Raw genomic sequence first — 26,223 nt, 5'->3', positions numbered from 1 at the left:
CCAGGAGTCAACCCATGACCAAAAAAATCAAGTGCGCCCTGATCGGGCCCGGCAACATCGGCACCGACCTGCTGGCCAAGCTGCAGCGCAGCCCCTTGCTCGAACCCGTGTGGATGGTGGGCATCGATCCCAACTCCGACGGTCTCAAGCGCGCCAAGGAGATGGGCATCAAGACCACCGCCGAGGGTGTGGACGGCCTGATCCCGCACATGAAGGCCGACGGTGTGCAGATCGTGTTCGACGCCACCAGCGCCTACGTGCACGCCGAGAACTCGCGCAAGGTCAATGAGCAGGGCGCGATGATGATCGACCTCACGCCCGCCGCCATCGGCCCCTACTGCGTGCCGCCGGTCAACCTCAAGCAGCACGTCGGCCAGCGCGAGATGAATGTGAACATGGTCACCTGCGGCGGCCAGGCCACCATCCCCATGGTCTACGCGGTCAGCCGCGTGCAGCCGGTGAGCTACGGCGAGATCGTCGCCACCGTGTCCAGCAAATCGGTCGGTCCCGGCACGCGCAAGAACATCGACGAGTTCACCCGCACCACGGCCGGCGCGGTCGAGAAGGTGGGCGGCGCCAAGAAGGGCAAGGCCATCATCGTGATCAACCCGGCCGAGCCGCCGCTGATCATGCGCGACACGGTGCACTGCCTGGTCGAAGGCACGCCCGACGAGGCCGCGATCACGAAGTCGGTGCACGACATGATCAAGGAAGTGCAGAAGTACGTGCCGGGCTACAAGCTGGTCAACGGCCCCGTCTTCGACGGCAACCGCGTCTCGGTCTTCATGGAGGTCGAGGGCCTGGGCGACTACCTGCCCAAGTACGCCGGCAACCTGGACATCATGACCGCCGCCGCCGCGCGCACCGCCGAGATGTTTGCCGAAGAAATCCTGAAGGGCGAGCTCGTGCTCGAACCCGTCGCCGCCTGATCCGGAGCACCCCATGAGCCAGCAAAAAATCACCCTGCACGACATGACCCTGCGCGACGGGATGCACCCCAAGCGCCACCTGATGACGCTCGAACAGATGAAGAGCATCGCCTGCGGCCTCGACGCCGCCGGTGTGCCGCTGATCGAGGTCACCCACGGCGACGGCCTGGGCGGCTCCAGCGTCAACTACGGCTTCCCGGCCCACTCCGACGAGGAGTACCTGGGCACCGTGATCCCGCTGATGAAGCAGGCCAAGGTCTCGGCCCTGCTGCTGCCCGGCATCGGCACCGTCGACCACCTGAAGATGGCGCACGGCCTGGGCGTGCACACCATCCGCGTGGCCACGCACTGCACCGAAGCCGACGTGAGCGAGCAGCACATCACCTTCGCCCGAAAGCTCGACATGGACACCGTGGGCTTCCTGATGATGGCCCACATGAACAGCCCCGAAGGCCTGGTGAAACAGGCCAAGCTGATGGAGGGCTATGGCGCCAACTGCATCTACATCACCGACTCGGCCGGCTACATGCTGCCCGCCGACGTGAAGGCCCGCCTGCAGGCCGTGCGCGACGCGCTCAAGCCCGAGACCGAGCTGGGCTTCCACGGCCACCACAACCTGGCCATGGGCGTGGCCAACTCGGTCGCCGCCATTGAATGTGGCGCCACCCGCATCGACGCTGCCGCCGCCGGCCTGGGCGCGGGCGCAGGCAACACGCCGATGGAAGTGCTGGTCGCCGTGCTCGACCGCATGGACGTGCAGACCGGTGTGGACGTCTGGAAGATCCAGGACGTGGCCGAAGACCTGGTCACGCCCATCATGGACTTCCCGATCCGCATCGACCGCGACGCGCTCACGCTGGGCTACGCCGGCGTGTACGGCAGCTTCCTGCTGTTCGCCAAACGCGCCGCCGTCAAGTACGGCCTGTCGGCGCGCGACATCCTGGTCGAACTGGGCCGCAAGAAGATGGTCGGTGGCCAGGAAGACATGATCGAAGACACGGCCATGACCATGGCTCGCGCGCGAGATGCGCGCGAGCAGAAAAAAGCGGCCTGAGGAACGCACCCTATGCAACGCAGAGATTTCATCGCCTCCGTGGGGGCCGGCCTGGCCCTGGCACCCGCCGCTGGTTGGTCGCAGGACGCCTACCCCGCCCGTCCCGTCAAGCTCATCGTGCCCTTCCCACCGGGTGGACCCACCGACATCATGGGCCGCACCGCCGCCAAGGCCATGGGCGACGCGCTGGGCCAGTCCTTCGTGGTCGAGAACAAGGCCGGCGCCGGCGGCAACATCGGCACCGACGCGGTGGCCAAGGCCGCACCGGACGGCTACACCATCGGGCTGTCGGCCATCAGCAGCCTGGCCATCGCGCCCTACCTCTACGACAAGCTGCCGTTCCAGGTGGAAAAGGACTTCGCCCCGATCTCGCTGGTGGGCACCACGCCCTGCGTGATCGTCGTGCACCCGAGCGCACCGTTCGCCGACCTCAAGGGTCTGGTGGCCTACGCCAAGGCCAACCCGGGCAAGCTCGGCTACGCCACGTCCGGCATCGGCACCAGCAACCACCTGGCGGCCGAGCTGCTGCAGTCGGTGGCCGGCATCGAACTCACCAACATCCCCTACAAGGGGTCGAGCCAGATCGTGCCGGACCTGCTCTCGGGCACGGTGATCATGAGCATGGAAAGCTCGCTGGCCACCACCTTGCAGCACATCCGCAGCGGCAAGCTCAAGGCGCTGGCCGTCACCTCGCCCACGCGCGCCAAGGCCCTGCCGGACGTACCGACCGTGGCCGAGTCCGGTTACCCCGGCTTCGCGGTGGAGACCTGGTTCGGCCTGGTCGCCCCCGCCGCCACCCCGGCCGCCGTCGTGCAGAAGCTGCACGACGCCTGGGCCAAAGGCGCCAAGACCGCCGAGGCCCAGGCCGCGTTCGACAACATCTCCGGCAACCTGCGCGTCACCACGCCCCAGGAGTTCGACGCCTTCATCAAGGCCGAGAACAACCGCTGGGGTGCCCTGATCCGCAAGCTGGACATCAAAGCCAACTGACCCAGGAGACCACCACCATGCCGTTCGCACAGATCTACATACTCGAAGGCCGCACGCCCGAGCAGAAGAAGGCCGTGATCGAGAAGGTCACCCAGGCGCTGCACGAGGCCATCGACGCGAAGAAGGAAACCATCCGCGTCTGGATCCACGAAATGCCCAAGGAGAACTGGGGCATCGCGGGCGTCAGCGCCAAAGACCTCGGCCGCTGACCAGGACCGGAATCGCCGCCCAGCGCTACCAGGGGCGCGTGGTGCAGGCGGCCCTGCAGGCCCATGGCCGCGTCGACGCGTCGGTGCACAACGTGGGCGGCACCATCTGGGTGCGTCTCGCCCGGTGCCATCGACAACGGCCAGCGCATCGTGCCGCGCAACCCGCAGCCGCTGAGCGAGGCCGAGACCGGCTGGATGAAAGCCATCTACACCCAGTTGCTGCGCGACACGCCGATGAACCGCCTGGGCACACCAGAAGAGATCGCCGCGGACTTGGCGGCCGGGTGGTGACAATGGGACACACCCTGTTCACCACACCCCGAGGAGAAGGCCCTTGAACGCTGCCCACCTGTCGCTGGCCGAGCACGCCGCCCGCCTGCGCCGCCGCGAACTGACGGCGGTGGCCCTGATCGACACCTGCGCGCAACACCACGCGCGCATGGAACCCCGGCTCAACGCCTACAAGACCTGGGACGGCGCGCGCGCCCGCAGCGCCGCCGCTGCGGTCGACACCCTGCTGGACCAGGGCCAGGACCTGGGCCCGCTGATGGGCTTGCCGGTGTCGGTGAAGGACCTGTACGGCGTGCCCGGCCTGCCGGTGTTTGCGGGCAGCGACGAGGCCCTGCCCGAAGCCTGGCAGGCGGCCGGCCCGCTGGTCGCGCGGCTGCAGCGGCAACTGGGCATCGTGGTCGGCAAGACGCACACGGTCGAGTTCGCGTTCGGGGGTCTTGGCGTCAACGCCCACTGGGGCACGCCCCGGAACCCCTGGTCACCCCACGAGCACCGCGTGCCAGGCGGGTCCAGCGCGGGCGCGGGCGTCTCGCTGGTGCAGGGCAGCGCCCTGCTGGCGCTGGGCACCGACACCGCCGGTTCGGTGCGCGTGCCCGCGTCCATGACCGGACAGGTGGGCCTGAAGACCACCGTGGGGCGCTGGCCGGTCGAAGGCATCGTGCCCCTGTCGTCCTCGCTCGACACCGCGGGCGTGCTCACCCGCACGGTGGAAGACCTGGCCTACGCGTTCGCCGCCCTCGACACAGAGAGCCAGGGCCTGCCCGCGCCTGCCCCGGTGCGCGTGCAAGGACTGCGCGTCGGCGTGCCGACCAACCACTTCTGGGACGACATCGACCCGAGCATCGCCGCCGCCGTGGAAGCGGCCGTTCAGCGCCTCGCCCAGGCCGGCGCGCAGGTGGTCCGGTTCCCGCTGCCGCACTGCGAGGAAGCCTTCGACATCTTCCGCCGCGGCGGCCTCGCAGCGTCCGAACTCGCGGCCTACCTCGACCAGCACTTCCCGCACAAGGTGGAGCGGCTGGACCCGGTGGTGCGCGACCGCGTGCGCTGGGCCGAGCAGGTGTCTTCCGTCGAGTACCTGCGGCGCAAGGCCGTGCTGCAGCGCTGCGGCGCGGGCGCGGCCCGGTTGTTCGACGACGTCGACGTCCTGCTCACGCCCACCGTGCCCGCCTCGCCGCCGCGGCTGGCCGACATCGGCACGGTGGAGACCTACGCGCCGGCCAACATGAAGGCCATGCGCAACACCGCCATCAGCAACCTGTTCGGCTGGTGCGCGCTGACGATGCCCGTGGGCCTCGACGCCAACCGGATGCCGGTGGGCCTGCAGCTGATGGGGCCGCCGCGCGCCGAAGCGCGGCTGATCGGCATCGCGCTCGGCATCGAGGCCCTCATCGGCCAGGGCCACGCGCTGCTGGGCGCGCCCGACCTGCCATAGCCGGCGCGCCCCACCCTCAACCTTTCCAGGCGGAGCCCCCCCATGACCCAGACGCCCAACCAACTCGCCGAAGCGATCTGGGCCGCCCGCCAGGCCGGTCGGACACTGGACGCCGCAGCCACCATCGGCACGCCCGACCTCGCCACCGCCTACGCCATCCAGCGCGCGCTGCTCGGCCTGCGCCTGGCCGCCGGCGAGCGCGTGGTCGGGTGGAAGCTGGGTTACACGTCGGAAGTGATGCGCCGCCAGATGGGCATAGCCCGGCCCAACATCGGGCCGCTGACCGACCGGATGCTGCTGAACTCGGGCGACGCGGTGCACGAGCGCCTGGTGCAGCCGCGGGTCGAACCCGAGATCGGGCTGCGCCTCCAAACCGCCCTCGACGCGCGGCACGCGCCCGTCGACCGCCACACCGTGGTCGCCGCCGTGGAGGGCGCCTACGCCTGCCTCGAAGTCGTGCACTCCACCTGGACAGGCTACCGCTTCAACCTCGAACAGAACACCGCCGACAACTCGTCCGCCGGCCAGGTCGTCGTCGGGCCACGCCTGCCGGTGACCGACCTGATGGCGGCGGGCACCGTGGCGGTGCGCCTGCACGACGGCAGCCACCACACGCTGGGACAGGGCGTGGGCGCCGATGCCGACGGCCACCCCCTTGACGCGGTGGCGCGGCTGGCGCGGGAGCTGGCCGCGTTTGGTCAGCGGCTGGAGGCGGGTGATCTGGTGATCACGGGTGGGCTGACAAAGGCTTGTGAGCTGGAGGTGGGGGGGAGGTTGACGGGAGTGTTTTCGTTTGGGGACGCTTGGTCGGTAGATGTGACTGTGCGGCGTCTGTGAAACGACACTTGATAGGTGCGGATCGCCTGCACATCAACCCGGTCAACGAACGGCTCGGGGTCGTCTCAGAAAACGGAAAATAAAGCACGCTAAGCAGGTTGCAACGGCCGCAGCGGCCTGAACTTGCCCGCGCCGATCTTGGCGCTGCTGCGCCAGAGGTAATCGCCGGTCAGGTTGATGTGCTCCCAGCCGAGCGGCGACAGGTACTGCAACAGCGCGTCATCGACGGCGTGGCCGTTGCCCCGCAGCGCGTGCGCAGCCCGTTCCAGATAGACCGTGTTCCATAGCACGACGGCCGCCGTCACCAGGTTGAGGCCGCTGGCACGGTAGCGCTGCTGCTCAAAGCTGCGGTCGCGGATTTCACCCAGACGGTTGAAGAACACGGCGCGGGCCAGCGCATTGCGGGCTTCGCCCTTGTTCAGCCCAGCGTGCACGCGACGGCGCAGCTCCACGCTTTGCAACCAATCCAGGATGAACAGCGTGCGCTCGATACGCCCCAGCTCGCGCAGGGCCACGGCCAGGCCGTTCTGGCGCGGATAGCTGCCGAGCTTGCGCAGCATCAGCGAAGCCGTCACCGTGCCCTGCTTGATCGACGTGGCCAGCCGTAGAATTTCATCCCAATGGGCGCGAATAGCCTTGATGTTCAGTCTGTCGCTGCTAATCATCGGCTTGAGCGCGTCGTAGACGGTGTCGCCCTTGGGGATGAACAGCTTGGTGTCGCCCAGGTCGCGGATGCGCGGCGCAAAGCGGAAGCCCAGCAGGTGCATCAGGCCAAATACATGATCGGTGAATCCTGCCGTATCGGTGTAGTGCTCCTCGATGCGCAGGTCGGACTCGTGGTACAGCAAGCCGTCGAGCACATAGGTCGAGTCGCGCACGCCGACATTGACCACCTTGGTGTGGAATGGCGCGTACTGGTCGGAGATGTGGGTGTAGAAAGTCCGCCCAGGACTGCTGCCATATTTCGGGTTGATGTGGCCAGTGCTCTCGGCCTTGCTGCCGGTTCGGAAATTCTGGCCGTCCGACGATGACGTGGTGCCGTCGCCCCAGTGCTCGGCGAAGGGATGCCGGAACTGCGCATTGACCAGTTCGGCCAGCGCCGACGAATAGGTTTCGTCGCGGGTATGCCAGGCTTGGAGCCAGGCGAGCTTGGCGTAGGTCGTTCCGGGGCAGGACTCCGCCATCTTGGTCAGACCCAGGTTGATGGCGTCGGCCAGGATCGTGGTCAGCAGCAGGTTCTTGTCCTTGGCCAGGTCGCCCGATTTCAGGTGCGCGAAGTGCCGGGTGAAGCCTGTCCATTCGTCTACCTCCAGCAGCAGTTCGGTGATCTTGACGTGCGGCAGGATCATTGCTGTCTGGTCGATCAGCGCCTGCGCGGTGTCGGGCACCGCCGCATCGAGCGGCGTGATCTTCAGGCCCGACTCCGTGATGATGGCGTCCGGCAGCTCGTTGGCCAGCGCCATGCGGTTGACGGTGGCGAGCTGCGTTTCCAGCAGCGTCAGCCGGTCATGCAGGTACCGGTCGCAGTCGGTGGCCACGGCCAGCGGCAATTCGCTGGCCTGCTTGAGGCTGGCGAATTTCGCGGGCGGCACCAGGTAGTCCTCGAAGTCCTTGAACTGGCGCGACCCCTGCACCCAGATGTCGCCGGAACGCAACGCGTTCTTCATCTCCGACAGCGCGCACAGCTCGTAGTAGCGCCGGTCGATGCCGGTGTCGGTCATGACCAGCTTCTGCCAGCGCGGCTTGATGAACTCGGTCGGCGCGTCGGCGGGCACCTTGCGGGCGTTGTCGCTGTTCATGCCGCGCAGCACCTCGATGGCGTCGAGCACGTCCTTCGCGGCGGGAGCGGCCCGCAGCTTGAGCACGGCAAGGAATTCCGGCGCGTAGCGGCGCAGCGTGGCGTAGCTTTCGCCGATGCGGTGCAGGAAATCGAAGTCCTCGGGCTGCGCAAGCTTCTGCGCTTCGGTGACGCTCTCGGCGAAGGCATCCCAGGACATGACGGCCTCGATGGCGGCGAACGGATCGCGGCCCGCCTGCTTGGCCTCGATCAGCGCCTGGCCGATGCGGCCGAACAACCGCACCTTGGCGTTGATCGCCTTGCCGGACGCCTGGAATTGCTGCTGATGCTTGTTCTTGGCGGCGTTGAACAGCTTGCCCAGGATGCGGTCGTGCAGGTCGATGATTTCGTCGGTGACGGTGGCCATGCCCTCGATGGCAAGCGCCACCAGGGTGGCATAGCGTCGCTGCGCCTCGAACTTGGCCAGGTCGGCGGGCGTCATCTGGCCACCCTCACGGGCGATCTTGAGCAGGCGGTTCTGGTGCACCGACCGCTCGATGCCAGAAGGCAGGTCGAGCGCCTGCCACGCTTTGAGGCGTTCGATGTGTTCCAGCATGTGCCGCGAATTCGGTTTGACGGGCGATTGGCGCAGCCAGGCCAGCCAGGTCGTTTTGCCGTTGTCCCGACGCTTGAGCAGATCGTCGAGGCGGCGGCGATGCGCGTCCGACAGCGGTTCGGCCAAGGCATCGTAGATGCGCCGGTTGGCGCGGGTGATTGCTTCGGCGCTCGCCCGCTCGACGGCGTTGAGGGCAGGCAGAATGACCGACTGCTGCCGCAGGTGCTCGATCAAGGTGCTGGCCAGCACGATGCCCTTGTCGGTCTGCAAGGCCATCTCGGTCAGCAACTGGACGGCCTGCCGGTAGTGGCCCATGGTAAAGGGCTGGAAGCCGAACACCGTTTGCAGTTCGACCAGGTGCTCGCGCCGGGTCTGCTCCCGCTGCCCGTATTCGTCCCAGCTTTCGACGCTGACCTTGAGCTGGTCGGCGACCAGTTTCAACAAGGGCGGAAACGGCGGCTCATCGACGCCCAGGATGACACCAGGAAAGCGCAGGTAACAGAGCTGCACGGCGAAGCCCAGCCGGTTGGCCGGGCCGCGCCGCTGCCGGATGATGGAGAGGTCGGTTTCGCTGAACGTGTAGTGACGGATCAACTCATCCTTGGTGTCCGGCAACGCCAGCAGGCTTTCGCGCTCGGCGGCGGACAGGATTGAACGACGTGGCATATTTACTGATCCGTTCTCAAGTATTGATACAGGGTTTCGCGACTGATTCCGAATTCACGAGCCAGCTTGGTCTTTTGCTCGCCAGCCTCGACACGTTGGCGCAGTTCGGCAATACGCTCAGACGACAGGGATTTCTTCCTGCCACGGTAGGCCCCGCGCTGCTTGGCGAGCGCGATGCCCTCGCGCTGCCGCTCGCGGATCAAGGCGCGTTCGAACTCGGCGAACGCGCCCATTACCGACAGCATCAGGTTCGCCATCGGCGAGTCCTCGCCGGTGAAGGTCAAATGCTCCTTAAGGAACTCGATGCGTACGCCGCGCTGGGTGAGGCCCTGCACCAGGCGGCGCAGGTCGTCGAGGTTGCGCGCCAGACGATCCATGCTGTGCACCACGACCGTGTCGCCTTCGCGCACGAAGGCGAGCAGCCGTTCCAGTTCGGGCCGCCGTGTGTCCTTGCCCGACGCCTTGTCGGTGAACACTTTATCCACCTGGATCTGTTCGAGCTGCCGTTCTGGGTTCTGGTCGAAGCTGCTGACGCGGACGTAACCGATGCGCTGACCGTGCAAGGTATCCTCCTGAGGGAAATGTGTCAGGAAGAAATCTATGACCCTTGACGGCGCATGTCAATCAATTCGGAAGGCAACTCTATTCTGACGATTTAGCGCCGGATGGTCTGACGCCAAGTTAGGGCATGCCTCAATCTGACGGTAGCGAGTCGCAGGCGTTCGGATCGGCATCGGTTTCGTTCCCTGTCTTGGCACGCGCTTCGAAGCGTTGATAACACTCCAACCCGCAGAAGTGCTCGACGTATTCCGCGCCTTCCGGGGTGAAGGCGGCATCGAGCGGGATTTCCTTGCAGCACACGCAGCAACTGGTGGTGGTCGAGTCACTTGCATTCATGGTGGCACCCCTCCATTGACTGACGAAGACGGCGAATGCCGCCGCCGGCATTGGCTTCGCGAACAGGAAGCCTTGTCCTGTGTCGCAGTCCGCTTGTCGCAATAGATCAAGACTCGCCGATGTTTCCACGCCTTCAGCCACCACATCCATGCCCAGCCCGTGCGCAAGCTGAATCACGGTGTGCACGATGGTTTGGTCGCGGCGGTCGTTGGCGAGCCCGGCGACAAACGATTGGTCGATCTTGAGCGTGCTGATTGGGCAGCACTTCAGATGTTGCAGACAGGAATACCCCGTCCCGAAGTCATCGGCGGCGAAGCGCACACCGATCTGCCGCAAGGCGTCCAGGGCGGGGAAGATCGCCGGATCACCAAACGCGACCGATTCGGTCAGCTCGATTTCGAGATACTCGGCGGGCAACTCGGCATCAGCCAGCACGCCCTTTACCCACCCGTCGAAGTCCGGTCCCACTTGGCTCGCCGAAACATTGACGGCCAGCCGGAACGGTCGCCATGCCAGCATTCGCCAGTCACGCATCTGGCGGCAGGCTTCGCCCAGCACCCAAGCGCCGATTTCAGGCATCAGGCCGGACGATTCGACCACGGGCAGGAACTGGCCCGGTGGCAATAGTCCAAGCGTCGGATGACGCCAGCGCAACAGGGCTTCCGCGCCGACAATCCCACCACTGCGCAGATCGACGACGGGCTGGTAGTGCAGTTCAAGCTGCCCGCGCTCGACCGCTTGGGCCAGTTCCGGCGTCGTCCATCCATCCGGCCGGAAAGCGCTCATTCTCTTTCCCTGAATGCCCGCAACGCCCGCGACAGGGACAGAAGGAACAGGCCGGTCAAACCGAGCGCCGCGATGACCCAATGCTCGCCGAGGAAAGCACCGGCGGTTGTGCCGGCCAGCACGACAGCGAGGATGGGCAGGTGGCAGGGGCAAGTCAGCACAGCCAGTCCGCCCCACAGGTAGCCGGTGATCGGTTTGTGCGTCTCGGACGGCAAGCGCTCGGGGTTGTTCATGGCAGACTCTCCGCGTGCTGTGCCGGCTCGGTCGGCAGGGTGGCCAACTGCACTTCCAGATCGGCCAACGCTTCGCGCCGACGCTCGACGAACTGACGCAGCAGGGCAAGCTGCGCGGCCGCTTCGTCGCCGTCCGCCGCATCCAGCGCCCGGCACAGCCGCGCCAGCGCGTCGAGGCCGATGCCCGCCTCGAAGGCCGCCCGCACGAAGCACAGCCGTTGCAAGGCGGCGTCATCGAACAAGCCGTAGCCGCCTGGTGTGCACGCCACCGGGCGCAGCAATCCGCGCAGCAGGTAGTCGCGCACGATATGCACGCTCACCCCGGCATCAAGAGCCAGCCGGGACACCGTGTAGGCGTTCATTGAACACCTCCTTTTTCTCACCCGGCGCAGCAGGAAAGCTGCTTCACATCCTTGTTGAAGGTCTGCGCCGCGAGCTTCAACCCCTCGACCATCGTCAGGTAGGGGAACAACTGGTCGGCCAGTTCCTGCACCGTCATGCGGTTGCGAATGGCCAGAGCCGCCGTCTGGATCAGTTCACCCGCTTCCGGCGCGACCGCCTGTACGCCGATCAGCCGATGGCTGCCTTCCTCGATAACCAACTTGATGAAGCCGCGTGTGTCGAAGTTGGCGAGCGCACGCGGCACGTTGTCCAAGGTCAAGGTGCGGCTGTCGGTCTCGATCCCGTCGTGGTGGGCTTCCGCCTCGCTGTAGCCCACGGTCGCCACTTGCGGATCGGTGAACACCACGGCCGGCATTGCGGTCAGGTCGAGCGCCGCATCGCCGCCGGTCATGTTGATCGCGGCACGGGTGCCGGCCGCTGCCGCCACATAGACGAACTGCGGCTGGTCGGTGCAGTCGCCGGCCGCGTAGATGTTCGGGTTGCTCGTGCGCATGCCTTGGTCGATGGCGATGGCACCTTGCGCATTGACAGTGACCCCCGCTGCGTCCAGCGCGAGGCTGCGCGTGTTCGGTGTCCGACCGGTGGCAACCAGCAGTTTGTCGGCGCGCAATTCACCGTGCGTGGTGGTCAGCACGAATTCACCGTCCATATGGGCGACCTGGCTGGCTTGCGTGTGCTCCAGCACCTCGATGCCCTCGGCACGGAAAGCGGCTGTCACCGCCTCGCCGATGGCCGGGTCTTCACGGAAGAACAAGGTATTGCGCGCCAGGACCGTGACCTTGCTGCCCAGCCGGGCAAAGGCTTGCGCCAGCTCCAGCGCCACCACCGACGAGCCGATTACGGCAAGGCGTTCGGGAATGGTGTCGCTCGCCAGGGCCTCGGTGGAAGTCCAGTAGGGTGACTCTTTCAAGCCCGGAATCGGCGGGACCGCCGGGCTGGCACCCGTGGCGACCAGGCAGCGGTCGAACATCACGACGCGCTCGCCACCCTCGTTCAAACGGACGGTAAGGCTCTGGTCGTCCTTGAAGCGCGCCTCACCGTGCACAACGGTGATGGCCGGATTACCGCCCAGGATGCCTTCGTACTTGGCGTGCCGCAGTTCGTCGACGCGGGCCTGCTGCTGGGCCAGCAGCTTACTGCGGTCAATCGTAGGCACAGTTGCCGCAATACCGCCATCGAACGGGCTTTCCCGGCGCAGATGGGCGATGTGGGCGGCGCGGATCATGATCTTGGACGGCACACAGCCGACATTGACGCAGGTGCCGCCGATGGTGCCGCGCTCGATCAGCGTGACCTGCGCGCCTTGCTCGACGGCTTTCAGCGCCGCCGCCATCGCGGCTCCACCGCTGCCAATGACCGCTACCTGCACCGGGGGCTCGTTGCCACTGTGCTTTTCGGCGGCGGCCATCCATCCCCGCACCTTGTCGAGCAGTCCGACGCGGTTGTCCGCCAGTGGCGCATCGGCTAGCGTTGCCTTGTAGCCCAGTCCGGCCACGGCGGCAGTCAGCGCGTCCGGCGATGTGCCCGGCACGATGGCGAGTTGCGCTGTGCCCTTCGGATAGGACACCAGCGCCGACTGCACGCCTGGCACTTTTTCCAGCGCTTCCTTGACGTGCGCCGCGCACGAGTCGCAAGTCATGCCGGTGATTTTTAGATGGGTCATGCAACAGATCCTTTATCGTTTGTGGCGCCAGACAATGACGTCCGTTGTGCTGCGGTGCCGTTTTCAGTGACTCACTGCTTGACGCTGGACGGATAGCCCGCGTCTGCGGTTGCCTTGGTCAGCTTCTGCACGCTGGTCTTGGCATCGTCGAAGGTGACGACCGCTTGGCGTGTCTCGAAAGTCACGTCAACTTTGCTGACGCCTTCGACCTTGGAAATCGCCTTCTTGACAGTGATCGGGCAGGCGGAGCAGGTCATGCCCGGTACGGACAGCGTGACGGTCTGGGTGGCGGCCCAGACGGGGGCAACAACGGCGGCGAGGGCGAGGGAGGCAAACAGTTTCTTCATGGTGAACTCCGATCAGTAGAAAAATGGCATGACGTAGGGAAATCCGAGCGCGACCAGAACCAGCGCGGCCACGATCCAGAAAATGAGCTTGTAAGTAGCTCGCACTTGGGGAATCGCGCAGACCTCACCCGGTTTGCAGGCCGCTGCCTGCCGGTAGATGCGCCGCCAGGCGAAGAACAACGCCACCAGCGCCACGCCGATAAAGATGGGGCGATAGGGTTCCAACACCGCCAAGTTGCCGATCCAAGCGCCGCTGAACCCCAAGGCGATCAGAACCAACGGCCCGAGGCAGCAAGCCGAGGCGAGGATGGCGGCAAGCCCTCCAGTGAAGAGCGCGCCGCGCCCGGTTTTTGGTTCAGACATGCGCTTGTCCTTTCGAATTGAAATTGGATAGCGTAACCTTACTTCCGTACTCATGTACGGAGTCAAGCGATATGGAAAACAATTTGGAGAACCTGACCATTGGCGTTTTCGCCAAGGCGGCCGGGGTCAATGTGGAGACCATCCGTTTCTATCAGCGCAAGGGCTTGTTGCTGGAGCCTGACAAGCCCTATGGCAGCATCCGCCGCTATGGCGAGGCGGATGTAACGCGGGTGCGCTTCGTGAAATCAGCCCAGCGGCTGGGCTTCAGCCTGGATGAGATCGCCGAGCTGCTGCGGCTGGAGGATGGCACCCATTGCGAGGAAGCCAGCAGTCTGGCCGAGCACAAGCTCAAGGACGTGCGCGAGAAAATGGCTGACCTGGCGCGCATGGAGGCCGTGCTGTCTGAGTTGGTGTGCGCCTGCCATGCGCGAAGGGGGAACGTTTCCTGCCCGCTGATCGCGTCACTACAGGGTGGAGCAAGCTTGGCAGGTTCGGCTATGCCTTAGCGTGCTTTATTTTCCGTTTTCTGAGACGACCCCGAGATGGCGGAAACCGAGTACATGGTGCGGGCTTCCGGCTATTTGAAGGCGCTGGCGGACTTCCGCAACATTCCCTTGGCGACGGGGAAAAACGGCGTACCCGTCAAACTGGGTGATGTGGCGACCATCCAATTCGGACCGGAGATGCGCCGCGGTATTGCGGAACTCAATGGCGAAGGTGAGTCGGTGGGAGGCGTCATCATCCTGCGCTCAGGCAAGAACGCGCAGGACACCATTGCGGCCGTCAAGAGCCGACTGGAAGAGCTCAAAAAAAGCCTGCCCGCTGGTGTTGAGGTCGTACCCGTCTATGACCGGAGCCAGTTGATCGATCGTGCCATCGACAACCTGTCGCACAAGCTGCTTGAGGAGTTCATTGTCGTTGCGGTCGTTTGCGGCCTGTTCCTCTGGCATCTGCGTTCTGCCCTGGTTGCCATCGTCTCTCTGCCGCTGGGCATCATGATTGCCTTCATCGTGATGCGGTATCAGGGCGTCAATGCCAACATCATGTCCCTAGGGGGGATCGCCATTGCAATTGGTGCCATGGTCGATGCCGCCGTTGTCATGATCGAGAATGCGCACAAGCATATTGAAGAGTGGACGCATCGACATCCAGGGCAACCTTTGCAGGGGGAAACCCATTGGAGAGTCATTGGTGAGGCGGCCGCAGAGGTCGGACCAACGCTGTTTTTCTGCTTGCTGATCATTACCCTGTCGTTTATCCCGGTATTCACGCTGGAGGCGCAGGAGGGACGCTTATTCGGGCCATTGGCATTTACCAAGACCTATGCAATGGCTGGTGCCGCCGGATTATCCGTCACGCTGATTCCGATCCTGATGGGCTACATGATCCACGGGAAGATCCCTTCGGAGAACAGCAATCCGCTCAATCGCTGGCTGATTCGTTGCTATCGGCCGTTACTGGAAGCCGTCTTGCGACGGCCTAGGGCGACACTGGCAATTGCGGCGCTTGCGCTGTTGACGACCTTATGGCCGATCAGCCGTTTGGGCGGCGAGTTCTTGCCGCAGATGGATGAGGGGGATCTACTCTATATGCCGTCTGCCTTGCCAGGCTTGTCCGCATCCAAAGCTGCCGAACTGCTGCAACAGACCGATCGCCTGATCAAGACGGTTCCGGAAGTCGCCAGTGTTTTCGGCAAAGCCGGCCGTGCCGAGAGTGCGACCGATCCCGCCCCCTTGGAGATGTTCGAGACGACCATTCAATTCAAGCCGCGTGATCAATGGCGCCCCGGCATGACGCCGGCGAAGTTGGTGAATGAACTTGACCGGGTCGTCAAAGTGCCTGGCCTGTCAAATATCTGGGTGCCGCCCATTCGTAACCGGCTAGACATGCTGGCTACCGGGATAAAAAGCCCGATTGGCGTCAAAGTGTCAGGCACCAGCCTGGCCGATATCGACAAGACGGCGCAAGAAATTGAACAGGTTGCCAAAGCAGTACCGGGCGTCAGCTCCGCGCTCGCCGAACGTCTCAGTGGCGGACGTTACGTGGATGTCGATATCGACCGGCTGACCGCCGCCAACTACGGTCTCAACATCGCTGATGTCCAGAGCATCGTCTCGTCGGCCATCGGTGGGGAGAACGTCGGTGAGACGATTGAGGGACTGGCGCGTTATCCGATCAGCGTTCGTTACCCGAGAGAGACTCGGGACTCGCTAGAGCGCCTGCGCGATCTACCGATTCTGACCGGCGGCGGCCAGCAGATCACCTTGGGAACTGTTGCCACGCTGAAGATCAGCGATGGTCCACCCATGCTCAAAAGTGAGAATGCGCGGCCCAGCGGCTGGATCTATGTCGATGTCCGGGAGCGGGATCTGTCATCTGTGGTCGCCGACTTGCGCACTGCGGTCAGTTCCAAGGTAAAGCTGATGCCCGGGTTGAGCATTGCCTACTCGGGACAATTCGAATACCTGGAGCGAGCAAATGCACGTTTGAAGCTGGTGGTGCCGGCAACGCTAATGATCATCTTCGTGCTGCTCTATTTGACGTTCCGGCGCTTCGATGAGGCAGCATTGATCATGGCCTCACTGCCATTTGCCTTGGTCGGCGGCATCTGGTTCCTCTATGTTCAAGGCTACAACCTCTCGGTTGCCACCGGTGTCGGGTTCATCGCTCTGGCTGGCGTGTCCGCTGAATTCGGCGTAGTCATGCTGTTGTACCTGAAACAGGCGGTCTCTGTCCGTGAACAACAGGTAGGTGCTATCTCAGTCCCCGTACTGGAGGATGCAATCCGCGAAGGTGCCGTGCTCAGGGTCCGCCCAAAGGCGATGACCGTGGCCGTCATCCTGGCGGGCCTGATCCCAATTCTGTGGGGAAGCGGCGCCGGCTCCGAAGTCATGAGCCGGATTGCAGCGCCGATGGTCGGCGGCATGATTACCGCTCCATTGCTTTCGATGTTCGTCATTCCGGCCGCGTATCGTTTGATGCGTGGTCGTCAACCCAAAGCCAATCCGGCTTAATTTATCCTCAATGTGAAAGGAAGTTGATATGAAGAACTTGATGTACGCCATGCTTTTTACCGCATCGCTGGGCAGCAGCGCGCCCGTATTTTCCGCAGACATGCAAGGCATGAAGATGGGCCAAGCCGATGCTGGCGAAATGATTTCTCATGGGACCGGTGTCATCAAGAGCCTCGACCAGAAGCAAAAAACCGTTACCTTGGCACATCAACCCATCAAAGAACTAAACTGGCCGGCAATGACCATGGGCTTCAAAGTATCGGATGAGAAAATGCTACAAGGCCTCAAAGTCGGAGACCAGGTGACATTCGAATTGAAGGGGAGTGGAGCCGCGCCCGTCGTGACGGGAATTCGTCCTGCCAAATAAGCCTGGCACCGTCCGTGCTTACACGTTCCTAATGCGACACGGACGGTAGGACGTGAGCAAGGCATCCATAAGGTCGAAAAGGTAACCAATCATCTATGAAATATGAATGATGGATGATTTCTTAATTACTTTTTCGCTTATGTATGAACATTTGCTTTATCTCGGCTGGCTCCCTCATAGGCACTCATGAAGGTCCAGGTGTGGTAGCCGTCGATGACATAGCCGTCCAGCCGGGCCAGCAACGCCCGGTAGGCGTCGGCAATGCACTGGCGCAATCCCGTGACATCGAATTCAATGCCTGCACCGACCTCTTCCAGAACCGGCTCCCCCATGTGAAACAAGCTGCACATGGACAACTCGACCGTCTTGACCGCATGTCGGACTAACGCCTCCTTGCGCTTGCCGATCTCGATGGTGAAGCGGTCGCGACTCTTGCCAGGCTTTGTATATGCGTCGGGCATGGCTTCGACCGACAGCGCGTCCGGCAGCACCAGCCCCTGCACCAGCGTCATGAAACGGGCATGCTCCTGGCGCGCATCATCGAGCTGCGCCACAAGTTTTTGCTGGTGGGTCAGCTGGGCGTCCAGCGTGGTCTCATCCTCCAGACGCTTTTCCAGGGATGTATTCCATCGTTTCAAGCGTTCTTCCTTCACCCGCTTGGCGATCACGTTGACCTGCGTGGCCGATCGCAGGCGGCCGTATTCGGTGGCTGACTCGCGGATGTCCCGCATCAGCTCATCCTTGAGCGCGGCGATCACGGGGCCGATACGATCCACCAGTTCCAGCCCCTGATGGGCGGCCTGCTGCCAGGATTGGCCGAATTCGAGCGGGAAGAACAGCTGTGCCGGCAGGGACTCCACGTCATCCAGCCCGAAGGTCGCAATCTCCTGGCGCAAGGCTTGCCTGAAATAACCGGCGTCGGCAGGCCCTTCGTGCAGCCGCAGTTTCTCGCGTACGCTAGCCAGCGTGAACGAATATGTCGTGATGATGCGGAAGCGTTCCGGCACCAGCCGCCAGTCGCGAATGCTATGCAGGCTGAGCGCTGCCGGATTGAGAAAGGACAAGTCATCGGCCCGCCCCACCAGCAGAATCAGGTCGGCATTGGGCACATAGGTCTGCGCCATGCGTTCGACATGATGGCGTTCTGCCAGGTCCTTCGGGTTATCACCGGGCAAATCGAGGATGCGTATGCGTTCCTGCCGCACGTGCACCGTGTCGGACATAAAGCAGTCATCGGGAATGGCCAGTGCCAGAGGGCGTTCGGCCTGCAAGCGCCCTTCGCTCATGGCCTCGCGAACATCGGCCAGTGCCGCCGTCATGCCGGCATCGTTCTCATAGACCTTGTCCGTGCCATCGTGCATGCGTAGGCGCCAGTGATGATCCGGCGAGCGACGGTATTCCATGGCCGTGGACGTGGCCGACTTACCCATTTCGCGCCCCCCCCGCAACACCAGCGATACACGCTCCAAGGAGGCGGGCAAGACCCCCATCAGCTCCAGCAGCAAGGTGGTCTTGCCAACCTGAGTGCGACCGAACACGACGACATAGGCTTCCGTGCCGTCGTTCTGGACAAAGCGGTCCTTGATTTCATCATGCAGCGAGGCGACAAATTCGTGATAGGCGTCCAGAGCCCAGCGCAACCGTGCCGCGCTGAGCGCCATCCATTGCCGGGCAACGCTATCGCACATCGTACTCATGGGCGCGCCGCAAACAAACCGATGGTCTGGCCGGAGCGGCCGATGGCCTCGGTCAGGTCGCGCTGGTACAGCTTGACATCGGCCAGGGCCTTGGCCAGCCGGTCTTGTTCCATCAATCGCTGGTCAAGGTGGAAGCGGCTGCGCAGACGACCGGACAGGCGTTCCCTCAGGTGATTCATGACCTCGTCGAAGGCATCATTGAAGTGCACCACGTGCCGGTCGACGATGCGGCCCAATGCTTCGTGCGCGTAGCTGCTTACCGCGCGGTCATGCCGCCGCACCTCGTTGAGCACCATGGTTACCAGGATGGTCACGCCGATGGCCATCGACACTGTATTGGCCAATGCCAGCGCCGCGGGTGCGGCCGCACCGGCACCCATCGTGGCACCACCGCTTCCGGTCAGAATGCTAGCAATAGCAGGTATGGAATCGATCTTACCATCGACCAGGAAATCCGCTGCCATGACCACCGCCAGGCCGCGCATGATATTGCTAGCGGCATTGGACGCCTTGCGGAAATTCTCATGCACTGTGTTCATCGAGCTGGCCAAGTCGGCATCGGGAATGGGTGCGCCGTTGCGGATCGCCACCATCTCGGGCACCAGGCTGGCCACGCGCATGTATTCCAAGCCCAGTGCAGGCAAGAGTTCGATGCTGCGCTCGATATTGGCGGTGATGCGGCTCTGCGTGCGTACCTGCTCAGGCTGCTTGTCGTCATCCGATGCTTTGCTGTACCTGAAGATCGCCACCAGGTTATCAATATCTTCCTGCGTTACCTTGGTACCGTGGTCTTCCGGAGAGTCAGCGACCGGGTAACCGAGCCGGGCCAGCAATGCGGCTGTTTCAGGGTTGATGGATGTTGTATTCGCACCCGCTGTGCCCCCCTCATTTGCCCCCTCCTTCACCACCTCGACAGGTGCGCTGCGATCAAGGCTGTCGAGGTTCAAGGCACTGGCTGCCAGTGGTGCGACCGCCTTGGTAAAAGCCTGCGTGACCGCGTCGGTATTTGCCCAGGCGCCTTTTACCGTCGCTTCCAGCGCGGTTTGCGTTTGACTATGGGTGTCCAGGATGGACTTGGCCTTATTGAAAAAGCCCTCGTGTTTTTCACCGAGCTGATGTGCGAGTGCAGTGCGGGCTGTTCCGGCGAGACCCTGCATCTGCGCCTCGATATTGCGCCGATACTTGCGACGCAGGCTGTCACGCGACGTGTCGAATCGCTTCAGGTAGCTGGCCACGATGTGCTGGCCATCCGTACTGTCGCCGTACTCCATTAGGAACTGCACGATCGGCAACTCAAGATCGGCCAGGGCGTTAGACAGGTCTTCGCCCAGGACCGTCTCCAGCCGTGCCAGTTGCGCATTACGCTGTTCATCGCCGACCAGTCCCATGCCATTAAGGGTAGCGATGAGCTGTGGCAGGGCCTGTTGCGCGTGCTCCGGATGGTCGGCGGCAATGCAGAATACACGCTGCCGGGCAGTCACGTCGTCAAGCCCGAAGGTAGAGCCCACGCTTTGCACGAGTACCGCCTGAGCCTGCGGATCGTCGACAATCGCCTCGGTCTTGGTCACCACGATGACCGGATCCGAGCGGTGCTCGTTGGCCAAGGCATCGTGCAGCATGACTTGCTGCTGATGGTTGGCAGCACGCGTGCGGTCCGTCACCAGCACATAACCGGCCGCGCCCACCAGCCCCTGTCGCATCAACTCTTGCCAGGCGCGGTTCTGCGCATCCTGCTGTTCATAACCGGGCAGCAGCAGCAGCCCTTGCTTTTCATCGGGAAAATGGCGGCGCGGCAGCTTCAGCACCGGTAACAAGGTGTGCGGATCATTGCCCTGGCAAGCTTGCTGAAACTGCTCCGGGCTCACCTCATCGTCGAACACGTCGAAGTCCGGGCTGCCGTCGCGCACCGGACGCAAGACCCGCTTGTAACCTTGCGGCGCCTGGAGAGTCGCATCTTCCATGAGCAGCACTGGCAGTCGTTCGCCGCGCCCCTGGTTCGGCTGCAACCAGCTGCCCTCGCCACGCGGCAAGTCATACATGGAGCACACCAACGTCGTCTTGCCTGCGCCTTGCGAGCCCGCAACCGCAATTAGGTGCATGTCACTCAGCACCTCCGCTAACAGTAGCCGGCGTATCACGGGCATGAGTGTTTGGTCCAGATTCTTGTGATGCAGCACACCGGCCGCACCACGAAGTTCGCGCAAGGCGCGGTTGAGATTGCCTAACAGTCTTTCGGGATGCAGCATGCTCACCTTTCTATTCGGAGACAAATTCGTCGGATCAACGTTATCAAGCTCGCAGTCATGCTGCGAAATACAAAATCAAACTTCCAGCGTCGTACCTGAAAACGCCGCCCACAAGCGCACCATGGCGTAGGTATCGAGCTTGCAATACGCCAGTAACTGCGTGCGCAGGATGGCCTTGCGTTCGGCGGTGGTATCGGGTGCTACGGCCTCGGCGTAGGCGGTCATGGCCATGCCACCGTCCTGCACGCCGTCGAGGTCGTCATAGCGCAGGTCGGGGCAGAGTGCGGGCAACATGCTCTTGATGCTCCAGCTGCCCTTCTGACCGGGGTGGTAGTAATGTTCACGCGCGATGGGCAGCAAGTCGACCACGCGTTGGTTCAATGCCTGCAACTGCACGGCCAATTGCGAAAAACGGGCTGCCAGCTCGCTGATGCGACCGGTTTCGAATGCCGCGTGATAGACGTAGATCGGCCCGCGTTCGCCGCAGGCGGCCAGCAAGGCTTGCGCGAATGCATACGATGGATCATCACCCGAGAGGTCCAGAAACTCATGGTGTTCAAGCTTTCCGGTGCGCCCGAGACGGTGTACGCTAAACTGGAACGGCACCTGCTGGTAAGGCCGGGTACCGGCCCAGACCGGTACGCCGAACTGCGTAGTTTCAAAGTCTATGAAGTAGGCCGGCAGGGAATACGATGCCAGTGCGCGCGCCGCGCCACGGCGGTCGAAGTAGGTCTGGCCGGACACAGTGACCTGCTTGACGCGCAATTGCCGGGCATTGAGCAACTCGTCGGGCACATCGCGTAGTTCGGTCAATCCTTGCGCGGCAATGGTGGTTTCCAGCACCTTGCCCAGCTTGCCCGGCAGCCATGCAATCGGTTGGCTGGCCGGCGTCGTCCGGCTCTGGCAGTGCTCCTGGAAGCCGCACGCATAGGGCTGGTTGCATTGCTTGCCGACCGCGATACGCGGCGCCGTCTTGCGTGCCACCACCTCTTGGGCGCCGGCGATCCAGCCGGTAACCTCATCGACCCGCGCAAAGGCCTCATCGGTCAGATCGTGCTCAACCAGCAGACCCGTGTATTCGCCATCACCGGGATAGACCCACTTGCTATCGATATGTGCAACCGCAATGGCCGCCAGCGGCACACCGCAGGCCTTGGCCAGAAAGGCCTGCACCGCCGCGTCGTCACGGTGATAAGGCTTGACCTCACCCGACGACTTCACCTCTATCATGCGCCAGCCACGTGTGCGTCCCCGGCCCACCGGTAACATCACGTCAGCGAATGCCAGTGCCCCCTGAGCCTGGAAACCCGCTTCAAAAATAGGTGCGGAGGATTGCAGCAACTCGTGCGTGCGGGCAAAGGCGCCCTTGTAACCTTCCTGACCGACATCGATCACGGCACCCTTGCGCCCCGGATCGTAAAGCCGTTGCGCAAGCGCGCCGACCTGGTGTCCAAGCGTAAAACTGGCACGCGTTGCCTCGCTCTCTTGCCGCAATTCGGGACGATGCACCTCCAGCCACAGACGCTTGGCGCACTGGCGATAGGTCATCAGTTTTGATTTAGACAACATCAGCATGGTTCCCCTCTTGCTTCCCCTGACAATCCATCTCACCTCCCAGGCACATCTTGCCCACCGAATTCCTGCTCCAGCATGCGCAACACGCGAAGCGCTGCCAGCACATTAACCTGCCCCGCATCCAGCCCGGGGATGTCGAAGCACGCGGCACGGCACACCAGATCGGCCGGCACCTCCAGACCGGCGATGGCTGCAGGCTGCTCACGCCCCGTGCCCAGACACTGCAACCACACCACCCAGGCACCGGCTGCACGCGCCCCCTCGCCCAGCAGGGGTAACAAGGCGGCCGCGGCGGGTTCGTTCAAATCACCTGCCACCAGCACGATGCGTGTCGAGCGGGCCAAGGCCTCGAACATTGCCAGCCGTTGCCCGCGTTGATCGGTCAGCGCCACACGGCCGACGGTATGGCCGCATTCATCGACCAGATACAGACGCCCTTCGCGATCCGTATCGAAACCCACTGCTGCCTCACGCAAAGCACTATCGCCCAGCTCGGCCATCATCGTATTGCCGGCTTTACCCGCGCAGAACAGACGGATCAGGCGGCGCCCCGGCTGGGCTGGCCTGATTTCCCCGTGCCGCAACCGCAGGTAGGCGCGGTCGGCCACCAAGTGTGCATGAATCCGCCGCGCCAACTGCCACCCGATCACCAGCCGTTGCTGCAAATAGGCACAAGACGCATCCCGGGCCTGACCCGCCAGCACCACCGCGCTGGCATACAGTGCATCAATATCCTGCTCCATCCATCCCCGATCAGAAGTGACAATGGAGCCATTGTGCGCAACCGGCCCGACAAACCGTGTCGTCAGAACGTCAGCCGTACACGATCAACCCGCGTAGGCCTGCGCCATGCCGGCAATACTCTCGCGCATGCGCGCACGAAGCTCAGGAGGACCCATCACCGTCACCTGTGCGCCGAACCCCAGCAACCACCATTGCAACTCTTTGGTATCGGGCGTCATGAACCGCACCTTGACATGGCCCTCCCCATCAGGCTCGATTGTCTGATGCTCGCCGGCCGGGCACTCATAGAGATGCGCCGCAGCAGCCACGGAAAAACGGGCCTCGACGAGAATGGCGTCGCCGCCATCGCTAAAGCCCAGGTGGCCGGCCGCGATATAGGCATCCAGGCTGAACTCAGGTAACAGGATAGCCTTCTGCCTGCGCACGCGGGCACTTCGCACGCGATGCAAAACCAGATAGCGCACGTCGGTGTAACCGTCAAAGGTGCAGATCAGATACACCAGCGAATCACGCACCACGACCCCCAGCGGGTGCACGATATAGTCGCGTGCAGCCGTGCTGGCGCGCGACTGGTACGACAGGTCCAGTTGCCGTTCTTCCAGCAAGGCACGGTAGACGGCCGCATGCGCTTCGCCATCGATGTCAGGTGCCATCAGCCGGTAGCCCCGTGGCAGGATGCGGATCTTGTCGGGCCAGCGGGCGATTTCTTCGCCTTCCTCACGCACAAACACGCCGGCAGCACGGAACCACGGCGACAGATAATCGAGGGTCGATGGTGGCAGCAGTGTCTGCAAATGGCGCTCGACCAGATGGAAGGTCAAGGCGGCCTGTGGCTCCAGCAAGGGCAAGTCGAGATAGCGCACGTCGGCGCTCCACGACCAGCCTTGCGGCTTGTTTTCGTCCGCGATCAGGGGCAATTCCGCCGATAGGGTATTGAGGTCACGCTGGATGGTGCGCAGGCCGATGTTGTGCCCTACTTCTTCCAGGCGCTTTTGCAAGGTGGCGGCATCGATGGTCTTGGGTGCATGCGGAATCTTGCGCAACATGGACCACTGGCGTAATAAGGTCTGTTTCATGATCGTGATTCTGGTGATGCTGAGGAATCTAGTCCGTCGGGGAGTGAATGCAGAGCGGTTCTCATGGCACGGCGGCCACGTTGGCTGGCTCCAGTTGGCGCGCCAGCAGTTGCTCGGTGGCGGCCGTCATGACCAGAGACGCAGCCATGGTGGCGCGCGTCATACCAACAAAGAGCAAGGCGCGTTCGCGGGCCGACAGGGTCGTAAAATCCAGCTCGGTCAGTACCACGGCGCGTGCGCTCTGACCCTTGAAGCGATAGATACTCTCGACCAGCAATTGCCCTTCGCGCCAGCAGGCATTACCATCTCTGTCGTATTCGCCCTCGAAGCGGCGTACCGACTGACCGGCAAGTTGCACCAATCCACTCAGCCGCGAACGCTGACGCCCCCGCGCCGTCAGCACGACAATGTCGGCGGGCGCAAAGCCTTGCGCGAGCATAGCCTGCACGGCCTGTTCGGTACACCCCGGCAAGCTCTCGTCATCAGCATAGGTGTAAAACGTCGGCAAGCTGCCGCCATAGGGACTGCGGCTGATGATCGTTTCATCGGCCAGACCCAGCGCATTGATGACGCGACAGATCTCGCGCGGACTGCGAAAGTTGTCGCGCGAACGGATTACGACCGCGTCATCGATATCAAAAGGATCGCGCTGGTACAACTGCTGCTGTTCATCTTCCATCACGTAGAGCAAGCCATCCTCACGCAACAGGTAGAACAGCGCGCGCAACCAGGCATGCTCGAAATCCTGCGCTTCATCGACCAGCAAGACATCATACCGAGCGTCAAAGCCGGCACTGTCAGCGATGTACGCATCGGCCGCCTTGTCGAAGACGGCATGATCAGAAAAATCAGGCGTGCCGTGGTGACGCTGGAAATGGGCAATGCTCAGTTCATGAAAACTGGCAATCGTCGCCCGGGGCGAGGCCAGCCGGATCATGTGGTCGGCCAGCGAGCGGTTGAAGCAGACATAAAGCACTGCCTTGCCAGCCGCCACGGCGCCGCCGATGAGGCGCAAGGCCAGTTGCGTCTTGCCCGAGCCCGCTGTGGCCTGCACCCGCAGCACGCGTGAAGGCGCCTGAATACGCGGCACCCAAGACGCCAGTCCGTCCGCAAGTTGCATCGTGGCGTCGCGCAGTTGCCTCCCAATGACCGTCAGATCAGGCAGCACGTCAAACTGGTTGTCCATAAACTGCCGGATCAGGCCGGCATCGGACAACGCACGCCCGCTGGCGGGTGCCTCGAGCATCGCACGGACACGTTCGGCAAGATGTGCATAGCCATGCGCATCGATGATGCGTACCTGCGGCATGGACACGATCTGGTCCTTCGTCAGCACGTGATCCGGCAGCACCAAGCAACGCGTCAGGTCCGTGCGCAAGCCTGCCGCGCTGAGGCGGCGCACCATGGCCATGTACTGGTTAAGGCATTGGCGATCGACATCGTGTTCATGACCGCCGTAGGATTTATAAAGACGCCCCTCGCGATGGATCACGCCACCGGCCTTGATCTCCATCAGGAGCAAGCGCCCGTCGGGCGCCATAACTACCACATCGATCTCGCAATGATCATCGGCCTGTCCGTCACTGTTATGAACGAACACGCTATGAAATACCTCGAAGCCGTCAGGTAAACCGCGTGCGAGATCTTGCAAAACGGCCAGCTCCCGATACCGGCCGCTCCCCTGTGCGGCGCCCATGCCGGGAGATGGTTTGACTAATGCCATGCCTGCCCCTGTTTTTTTTGGTTTATTGCTACGTTTTCTTTGCAGTGTAGCGGAAAATGTTAGTCGATGTGTACCGTCAACCGGAGCAACGATCACGGCAAACGACATGATTTGTCGCCACCGCCGTGCAGGATGCGGTGCAATCTGAAGCTGCCATCGGGGTGGCTTTTCTAGAACTCATTTCGTCCATAGTCGCGAGATGCGTTCTGCTCAGAAAAGGGGCTGGCAAGGCGCGCGACGCGTCGTGTCGCGGTACCACAAGCAAGGAGCGCAACACGGCCAAAGCTCC

The 26,223-nt window shown here is 63.1% G+C and carries 23 protein-coding genes and 1 pseudogene; 10 read left to right on the top strand and 14 right to left on the bottom strand.

Annotated features, from left to right (window positions below; genetic code table 11):
* Positions 1–14: 14 nt before the first annotated feature.
* From VE092_RS12770 to VE092_RS12740, 7 genes are all read left to right on the top strand, one after another.
* Positions 15–929: an acetaldehyde dehydrogenase (acetylating) gene (locus VE092_RS12770; RefSeq protein ID WP_008328875.1), complete on the top strand. Its 915-nt coding sequence runs from the start codon at positions 15–17 to the stop codon at positions 927–929.
* 13 nt (positions 930–942) lie between these two features.
* A complete protein-coding gene (dmpG, locus tag VE092_RS12765; protein WP_008328878.1) occupies positions 943–1,983 on the top strand; it encodes a 4-hydroxy-2-oxovalerate aldolase in 1,041 nt (346 codons plus the stop codon).
* A 12-nt stretch (positions 1,984–1,995) separates the two neighbouring features.
* Positions 1,996–2,973 (top strand): Bug family tripartite tricarboxylate transporter substrate binding protein, encoded by a 978-nt coding sequence (locus VE092_RS12760; RefSeq protein ID WP_008328880.1) that lies wholly within the window; start codon positions 1,996–1,998, stop codon positions 2,971–2,973.
* Positions 2,931–3,182, top strand: a complete 252-nt coding sequence (locus tag VE092_RS12755; RefSeq protein ID WP_256974595.1) for a 2-hydroxymuconate tautomerase — start codon at positions 2,931–2,933, stop codon at positions 3,180–3,182. Before VE092_RS12760 ends, VE092_RS12755 begins: the two co-directional genes overlap by 43 nt.
* Positions 3,183–3,245: 63 nt before the next feature.
* Positions 3,246–3,473, top strand: coding sequence for a cis-(methyl)benzoate dihydrodiol dehydrogenase (locus VE092_RS12750; RefSeq protein ID WP_008328886.1), 228 nt, complete (start codon positions 3,246–3,248; stop codon positions 3,471–3,473).
* Between the two features lie 43 nt (positions 3,474–3,516).
* Positions 3,517–4,905 carry an amidase gene (locus VE092_RS12745; RefSeq protein ID WP_008328889.1) on the top strand — a complete coding sequence of 463 codons (1,389 nt, stop codon included), beginning with the start codon at positions 3,517–3,519 and terminating at the stop codon, positions 4,903–4,905.
* Positions 4,906–4,947: 42 nt separating this feature from the next.
* Positions 4,948–5,742, top strand: coding sequence for a 2-keto-4-pentenoate hydratase (locus VE092_RS12740; RefSeq protein WP_008328897.1), 795 nt, complete (start codon positions 4,948–4,950; stop codon positions 5,740–5,742).
* 89 nt (positions 5,743–5,831) lie between these two features.
* Here VE092_RS12740 and VE092_RS12735 read toward each other — a convergent pair whose 3' ends face one another.
* From VE092_RS12735 to merT, 8 genes are all read right to left on the bottom strand, one after another.
* On the bottom strand, positions 5,832–8,801 hold the full coding sequence (locus tag VE092_RS12735; protein ID WP_008328900.1) for a Tn3 family transposase: 2,970 nt from the start codon (positions 8,799–8,801) through the stop codon (positions 5,832–5,834).
* Between the two features lie 2 nt (positions 8,802–8,803).
* Entirely contained in the window at positions 8,804–9,364 is a 561-nt protein-coding gene (locus tag VE092_RS12730; protein WP_003124096.1) for a recombinase family protein, read from the bottom strand.
* A gap of 130 nt (positions 9,365–9,494) precedes the next feature.
* On the bottom strand, positions 9,495–10,484 hold the full coding sequence (locus VE092_RS12720; protein WP_003132006.1) for a DUF3330 domain-containing protein: 990 nt from the start codon (positions 10,482–10,484) through the stop codon (positions 9,495–9,497).
* Complete coding sequence (gene merE, locus VE092_RS12715; protein WP_003132004.1) at positions 10,481–10,717, bottom strand: broad-spectrum mercury transporter MerE; 237 nt, start codon at positions 10,715–10,717, stop codon at positions 10,481–10,483. The genes VE092_RS12720 and merE overlap by 4 nt, the downstream gene beginning before the upstream one ends.
* On the bottom strand, positions 10,714–11,079 hold the full coding sequence (gene merD, locus VE092_RS12710; RefSeq protein WP_000995360.1) for a mercury resistance co-regulator MerD: 366 nt from the start codon (positions 11,077–11,079) through the stop codon (positions 10,714–10,716). Before merD ends, merE begins: the two co-directional genes overlap by 4 nt.
* A gap of 17 nt (positions 11,080–11,096) precedes the next feature.
* On the bottom strand, positions 11,097–12,782 hold the full coding sequence (gene merA / locus VE092_RS12705; protein WP_003158917.1) for a mercury(II) reductase: 1,686 nt from the start codon (positions 12,780–12,782) through the stop codon (positions 11,097–11,099).
* A gap of 71 nt (positions 12,783–12,853) precedes the next feature.
* On the bottom strand, positions 12,854–13,129 hold the full coding sequence (gene merP, locus VE092_RS12700) for a mercury resistance system periplasmic binding protein MerP (RefSeq protein WP_003131987.1): 276 nt from the start codon (positions 13,127–13,129) through the stop codon (positions 12,854–12,856).
* A gap of 12 nt (positions 13,130–13,141) precedes the next feature.
* Complete coding sequence (merT, locus tag VE092_RS12695; RefSeq protein ID WP_003131974.1) at positions 13,142–13,492, bottom strand: mercuric ion transporter MerT; 351 nt, start codon at positions 13,490–13,492, stop codon at positions 13,142–13,144.
* Positions 13,493–13,563: 71 nt separating this feature from the next.
* Here merT and VE092_RS12690 point away from each other — a divergent pair, with 71 nt between their 5' ends.
* The 3 genes and pseudogenes from VE092_RS12690 to VE092_RS12680 all read left to right on the top strand — a co-directional run bounded on the left by VE092_RS12690 (position 13,564) and on the right by VE092_RS12680 (position 16,873).
* Entirely contained in the window at positions 13,564–13,998 is a 435-nt protein-coding gene (locus VE092_RS12690; RefSeq protein WP_003131969.1) for a mercury resistance transcriptional regulator MerR, read from the top strand.
* Positions 13,999–14,031: 33 nt separating this feature from the next.
* Positions 14,032–16,506, top strand: a pseudogene (locus VE092_RS12685) (efflux RND transporter permease subunit); the annotation flags it as partial.
* Positions 16,507–16,534: 28 nt separating this feature from the next.
* Complete coding sequence (locus tag VE092_RS12680) at positions 16,535–16,873, top strand: copper-binding protein (RefSeq protein ID WP_008328976.1); 339 nt, start codon at positions 16,535–16,537, stop codon at positions 16,871–16,873.
* Positions 16,874–17,010: 137 nt separating this feature from the next.
* Here the strand turns inward: VE092_RS12680 and VE092_RS12675 are convergent, their stop codons facing one another.
* From VE092_RS12675 to VE092_RS12650, 6 genes are all read right to left on the bottom strand, one after another.
* The gene (locus VE092_RS12675) at positions 17,011–18,570 is read right to left on the bottom strand and encodes a hypothetical protein (protein WP_324877259.1); all 1,560 of its coding nucleotides are present in this window, start codon (positions 18,568–18,570) and stop codon (positions 17,011–17,013) included.
* Entirely contained in the window at positions 18,567–20,816 is a 2,250-nt protein-coding gene (locus VE092_RS12670) for a hypothetical protein (protein WP_324877257.1), read from the bottom strand. Before VE092_RS12670 ends, VE092_RS12675 begins: the two co-directional genes overlap by 4 nt.
* A 75-nt stretch (positions 20,817–20,891) precedes the next feature.
* Complete coding sequence (locus tag VE092_RS12665) at positions 20,892–22,391, bottom strand: DUF2779 domain-containing protein (protein WP_324877255.1); 1,500 nt, start codon at positions 22,389–22,391, stop codon at positions 20,892–20,894.
* Positions 22,392–22,423: 32 nt separating this feature from the next.
* Positions 22,424–23,134 (bottom strand): hypothetical protein, encoded by a 711-nt coding sequence (locus VE092_RS12660; RefSeq protein WP_324877253.1) that lies wholly within the window; start codon positions 23,132–23,134, stop codon positions 22,424–22,426.
* A gap of 84 nt (positions 23,135–23,218) precedes the next feature.
* A complete protein-coding gene (locus tag VE092_RS12655) occupies positions 23,219–24,211 on the bottom strand; it encodes a WYL domain-containing protein (protein WP_324877251.1) in 993 nt (330 codons plus the stop codon).
* Between the two features lie 61 nt (positions 24,212–24,272).
* Complete coding sequence (locus VE092_RS12650) at positions 24,273–25,934, bottom strand: nuclease-related domain-containing DEAD/DEAH box helicase (protein ID WP_324877249.1); 1,662 nt, start codon at positions 25,932–25,934, stop codon at positions 24,273–24,275.
* Positions 25,935–26,223: the final 289 nt, after the last annotated feature.

Origin of the sequence: Herbaspirillum sp. (genome assembly GCF_035644555.1) — a bacterium.
GTDB lineage: Bacteria > Pseudomonadota > Gammaproteobacteria > Burkholderiales > Burkholderiaceae_D > Herbaspirillum.
The sequence above is the reverse complement of the archived record's forward strand: the minus strand, read 5'-3'. Positions and strand labels throughout refer to the sequence as shown.

Bases quoted from the DNA above. Each gene is read 5' to 3' on its own strand.
- VE092_RS12770 (WP_008328875.1), top strand. From the start codon at position 15: ATGACCAAAAAAATCAAGTGCGCCCTGATCGGGCCCGGCAACATCGGC.
- dmpG (WP_008328878.1), top strand. From the start codon at position 943: ATGAGCCAGCAAAAAATCACCCTGCACGACATGACCCTGCGCGACGGG.
- VE092_RS12760 (WP_008328880.1), top strand. From the start codon at position 1,996: ATGCAACGCAGAGATTTCATCGCCTCCGTGGGGGCCGGCCTGGCCCTG.
- VE092_RS12750 (WP_008328886.1), top strand. From the start codon at position 3,246: ATGGCCGCGTCGACGCGTCGGTGCACAACGTGGGCGGCACCATCTGGG.
- VE092_RS12740 (WP_008328897.1), top strand. From the start codon at position 4,948: ATGACCCAGACGCCCAACCAACTCGCCGAAGCGATCTGGGCCGCCCGC.
- VE092_RS12735 (WP_008328900.1), bottom strand. From the start codon at position 8,801: ATGCCACGTCGTTCAATCCTGTCCGCCGCCGAGCGCGAAAGCCTGCTG.
- VE092_RS12720 (WP_003132006.1), bottom strand. From the start codon at position 10,484: ATGAGCGCTTTCCGGCCGGATGGATGGACGACGCCGGAACTGGCCCAA.
- merE (WP_003132004.1), bottom strand. From the start codon at position 10,717: ATGAACAACCCCGAGCGCTTGCCGTCCGAGACGCACAAACCGATCACC.
- merD (WP_000995360.1), bottom strand. From the start codon at position 11,079: ATGAACGCCTACACGGTGTCCCGGCTGGCTCTTGATGCCGGGGTGAGC.
- merA (WP_003158917.1), bottom strand. From the start codon at position 12,782: ATGACCCATCTAAAAATCACCGGCATGACTTGCGACTCGTGCGCGGCG.
- merP (WP_003131987.1), bottom strand. From the start codon at position 13,129: ATGAAGAAACTGTTTGCCTCCCTCGCCCTCGCCGCCGTTGTTGCCCCC.
- merT (WP_003131974.1), bottom strand. From the start codon at position 13,492: ATGTCTGAACCAAAAACCGGGCGCGGCGCGCTCTTCACTGGAGGGCTT.
- VE092_RS12690 (WP_003131969.1), top strand. From the start codon at position 13,564: ATGGAAAACAATTTGGAGAACCTGACCATTGGCGTTTTCGCCAAGGCG.
- VE092_RS12680 (WP_008328976.1), top strand. From the start codon at position 16,535: ATGAAGAACTTGATGTACGCCATGCTTTTTACCGCATCGCTGGGCAGC.
- VE092_RS12675 (WP_324877259.1), bottom strand. From the start codon at position 18,570: ATGAGTACGATGTGCGATAGCGTTGCCCGGCAATGGATGGCGCTCAGC.
- VE092_RS12670 (WP_324877257.1), bottom strand. From the start codon at position 20,816: ATGCTGCATCCCGAAAGACTGTTAGGCAATCTCAACCGCGCCTTGCGC.
- VE092_RS12665 (WP_324877255.1), bottom strand. From the start codon at position 22,391: ATGCTGATGTTGTCTAAATCAAAACTGATGACCTATCGCCAGTGCGCC.
- VE092_RS12660 (WP_324877253.1), bottom strand. From the start codon at position 23,134: ATGGAGCAGGATATTGATGCACTGTATGCCAGCGCGGTGGTGCTGGCG.
- VE092_RS12655 (WP_324877251.1), bottom strand. From the start codon at position 24,211: ATGAAACAGACCTTATTACGCCAGTGGTCCATGTTGCGCAAGATTCCG.
- VE092_RS12650 (WP_324877249.1), bottom strand. From the start codon at position 25,934: ATGGCATTAGTCAAACCATCTCCCGGCATGGGCGCCGCACAGGGGAGC.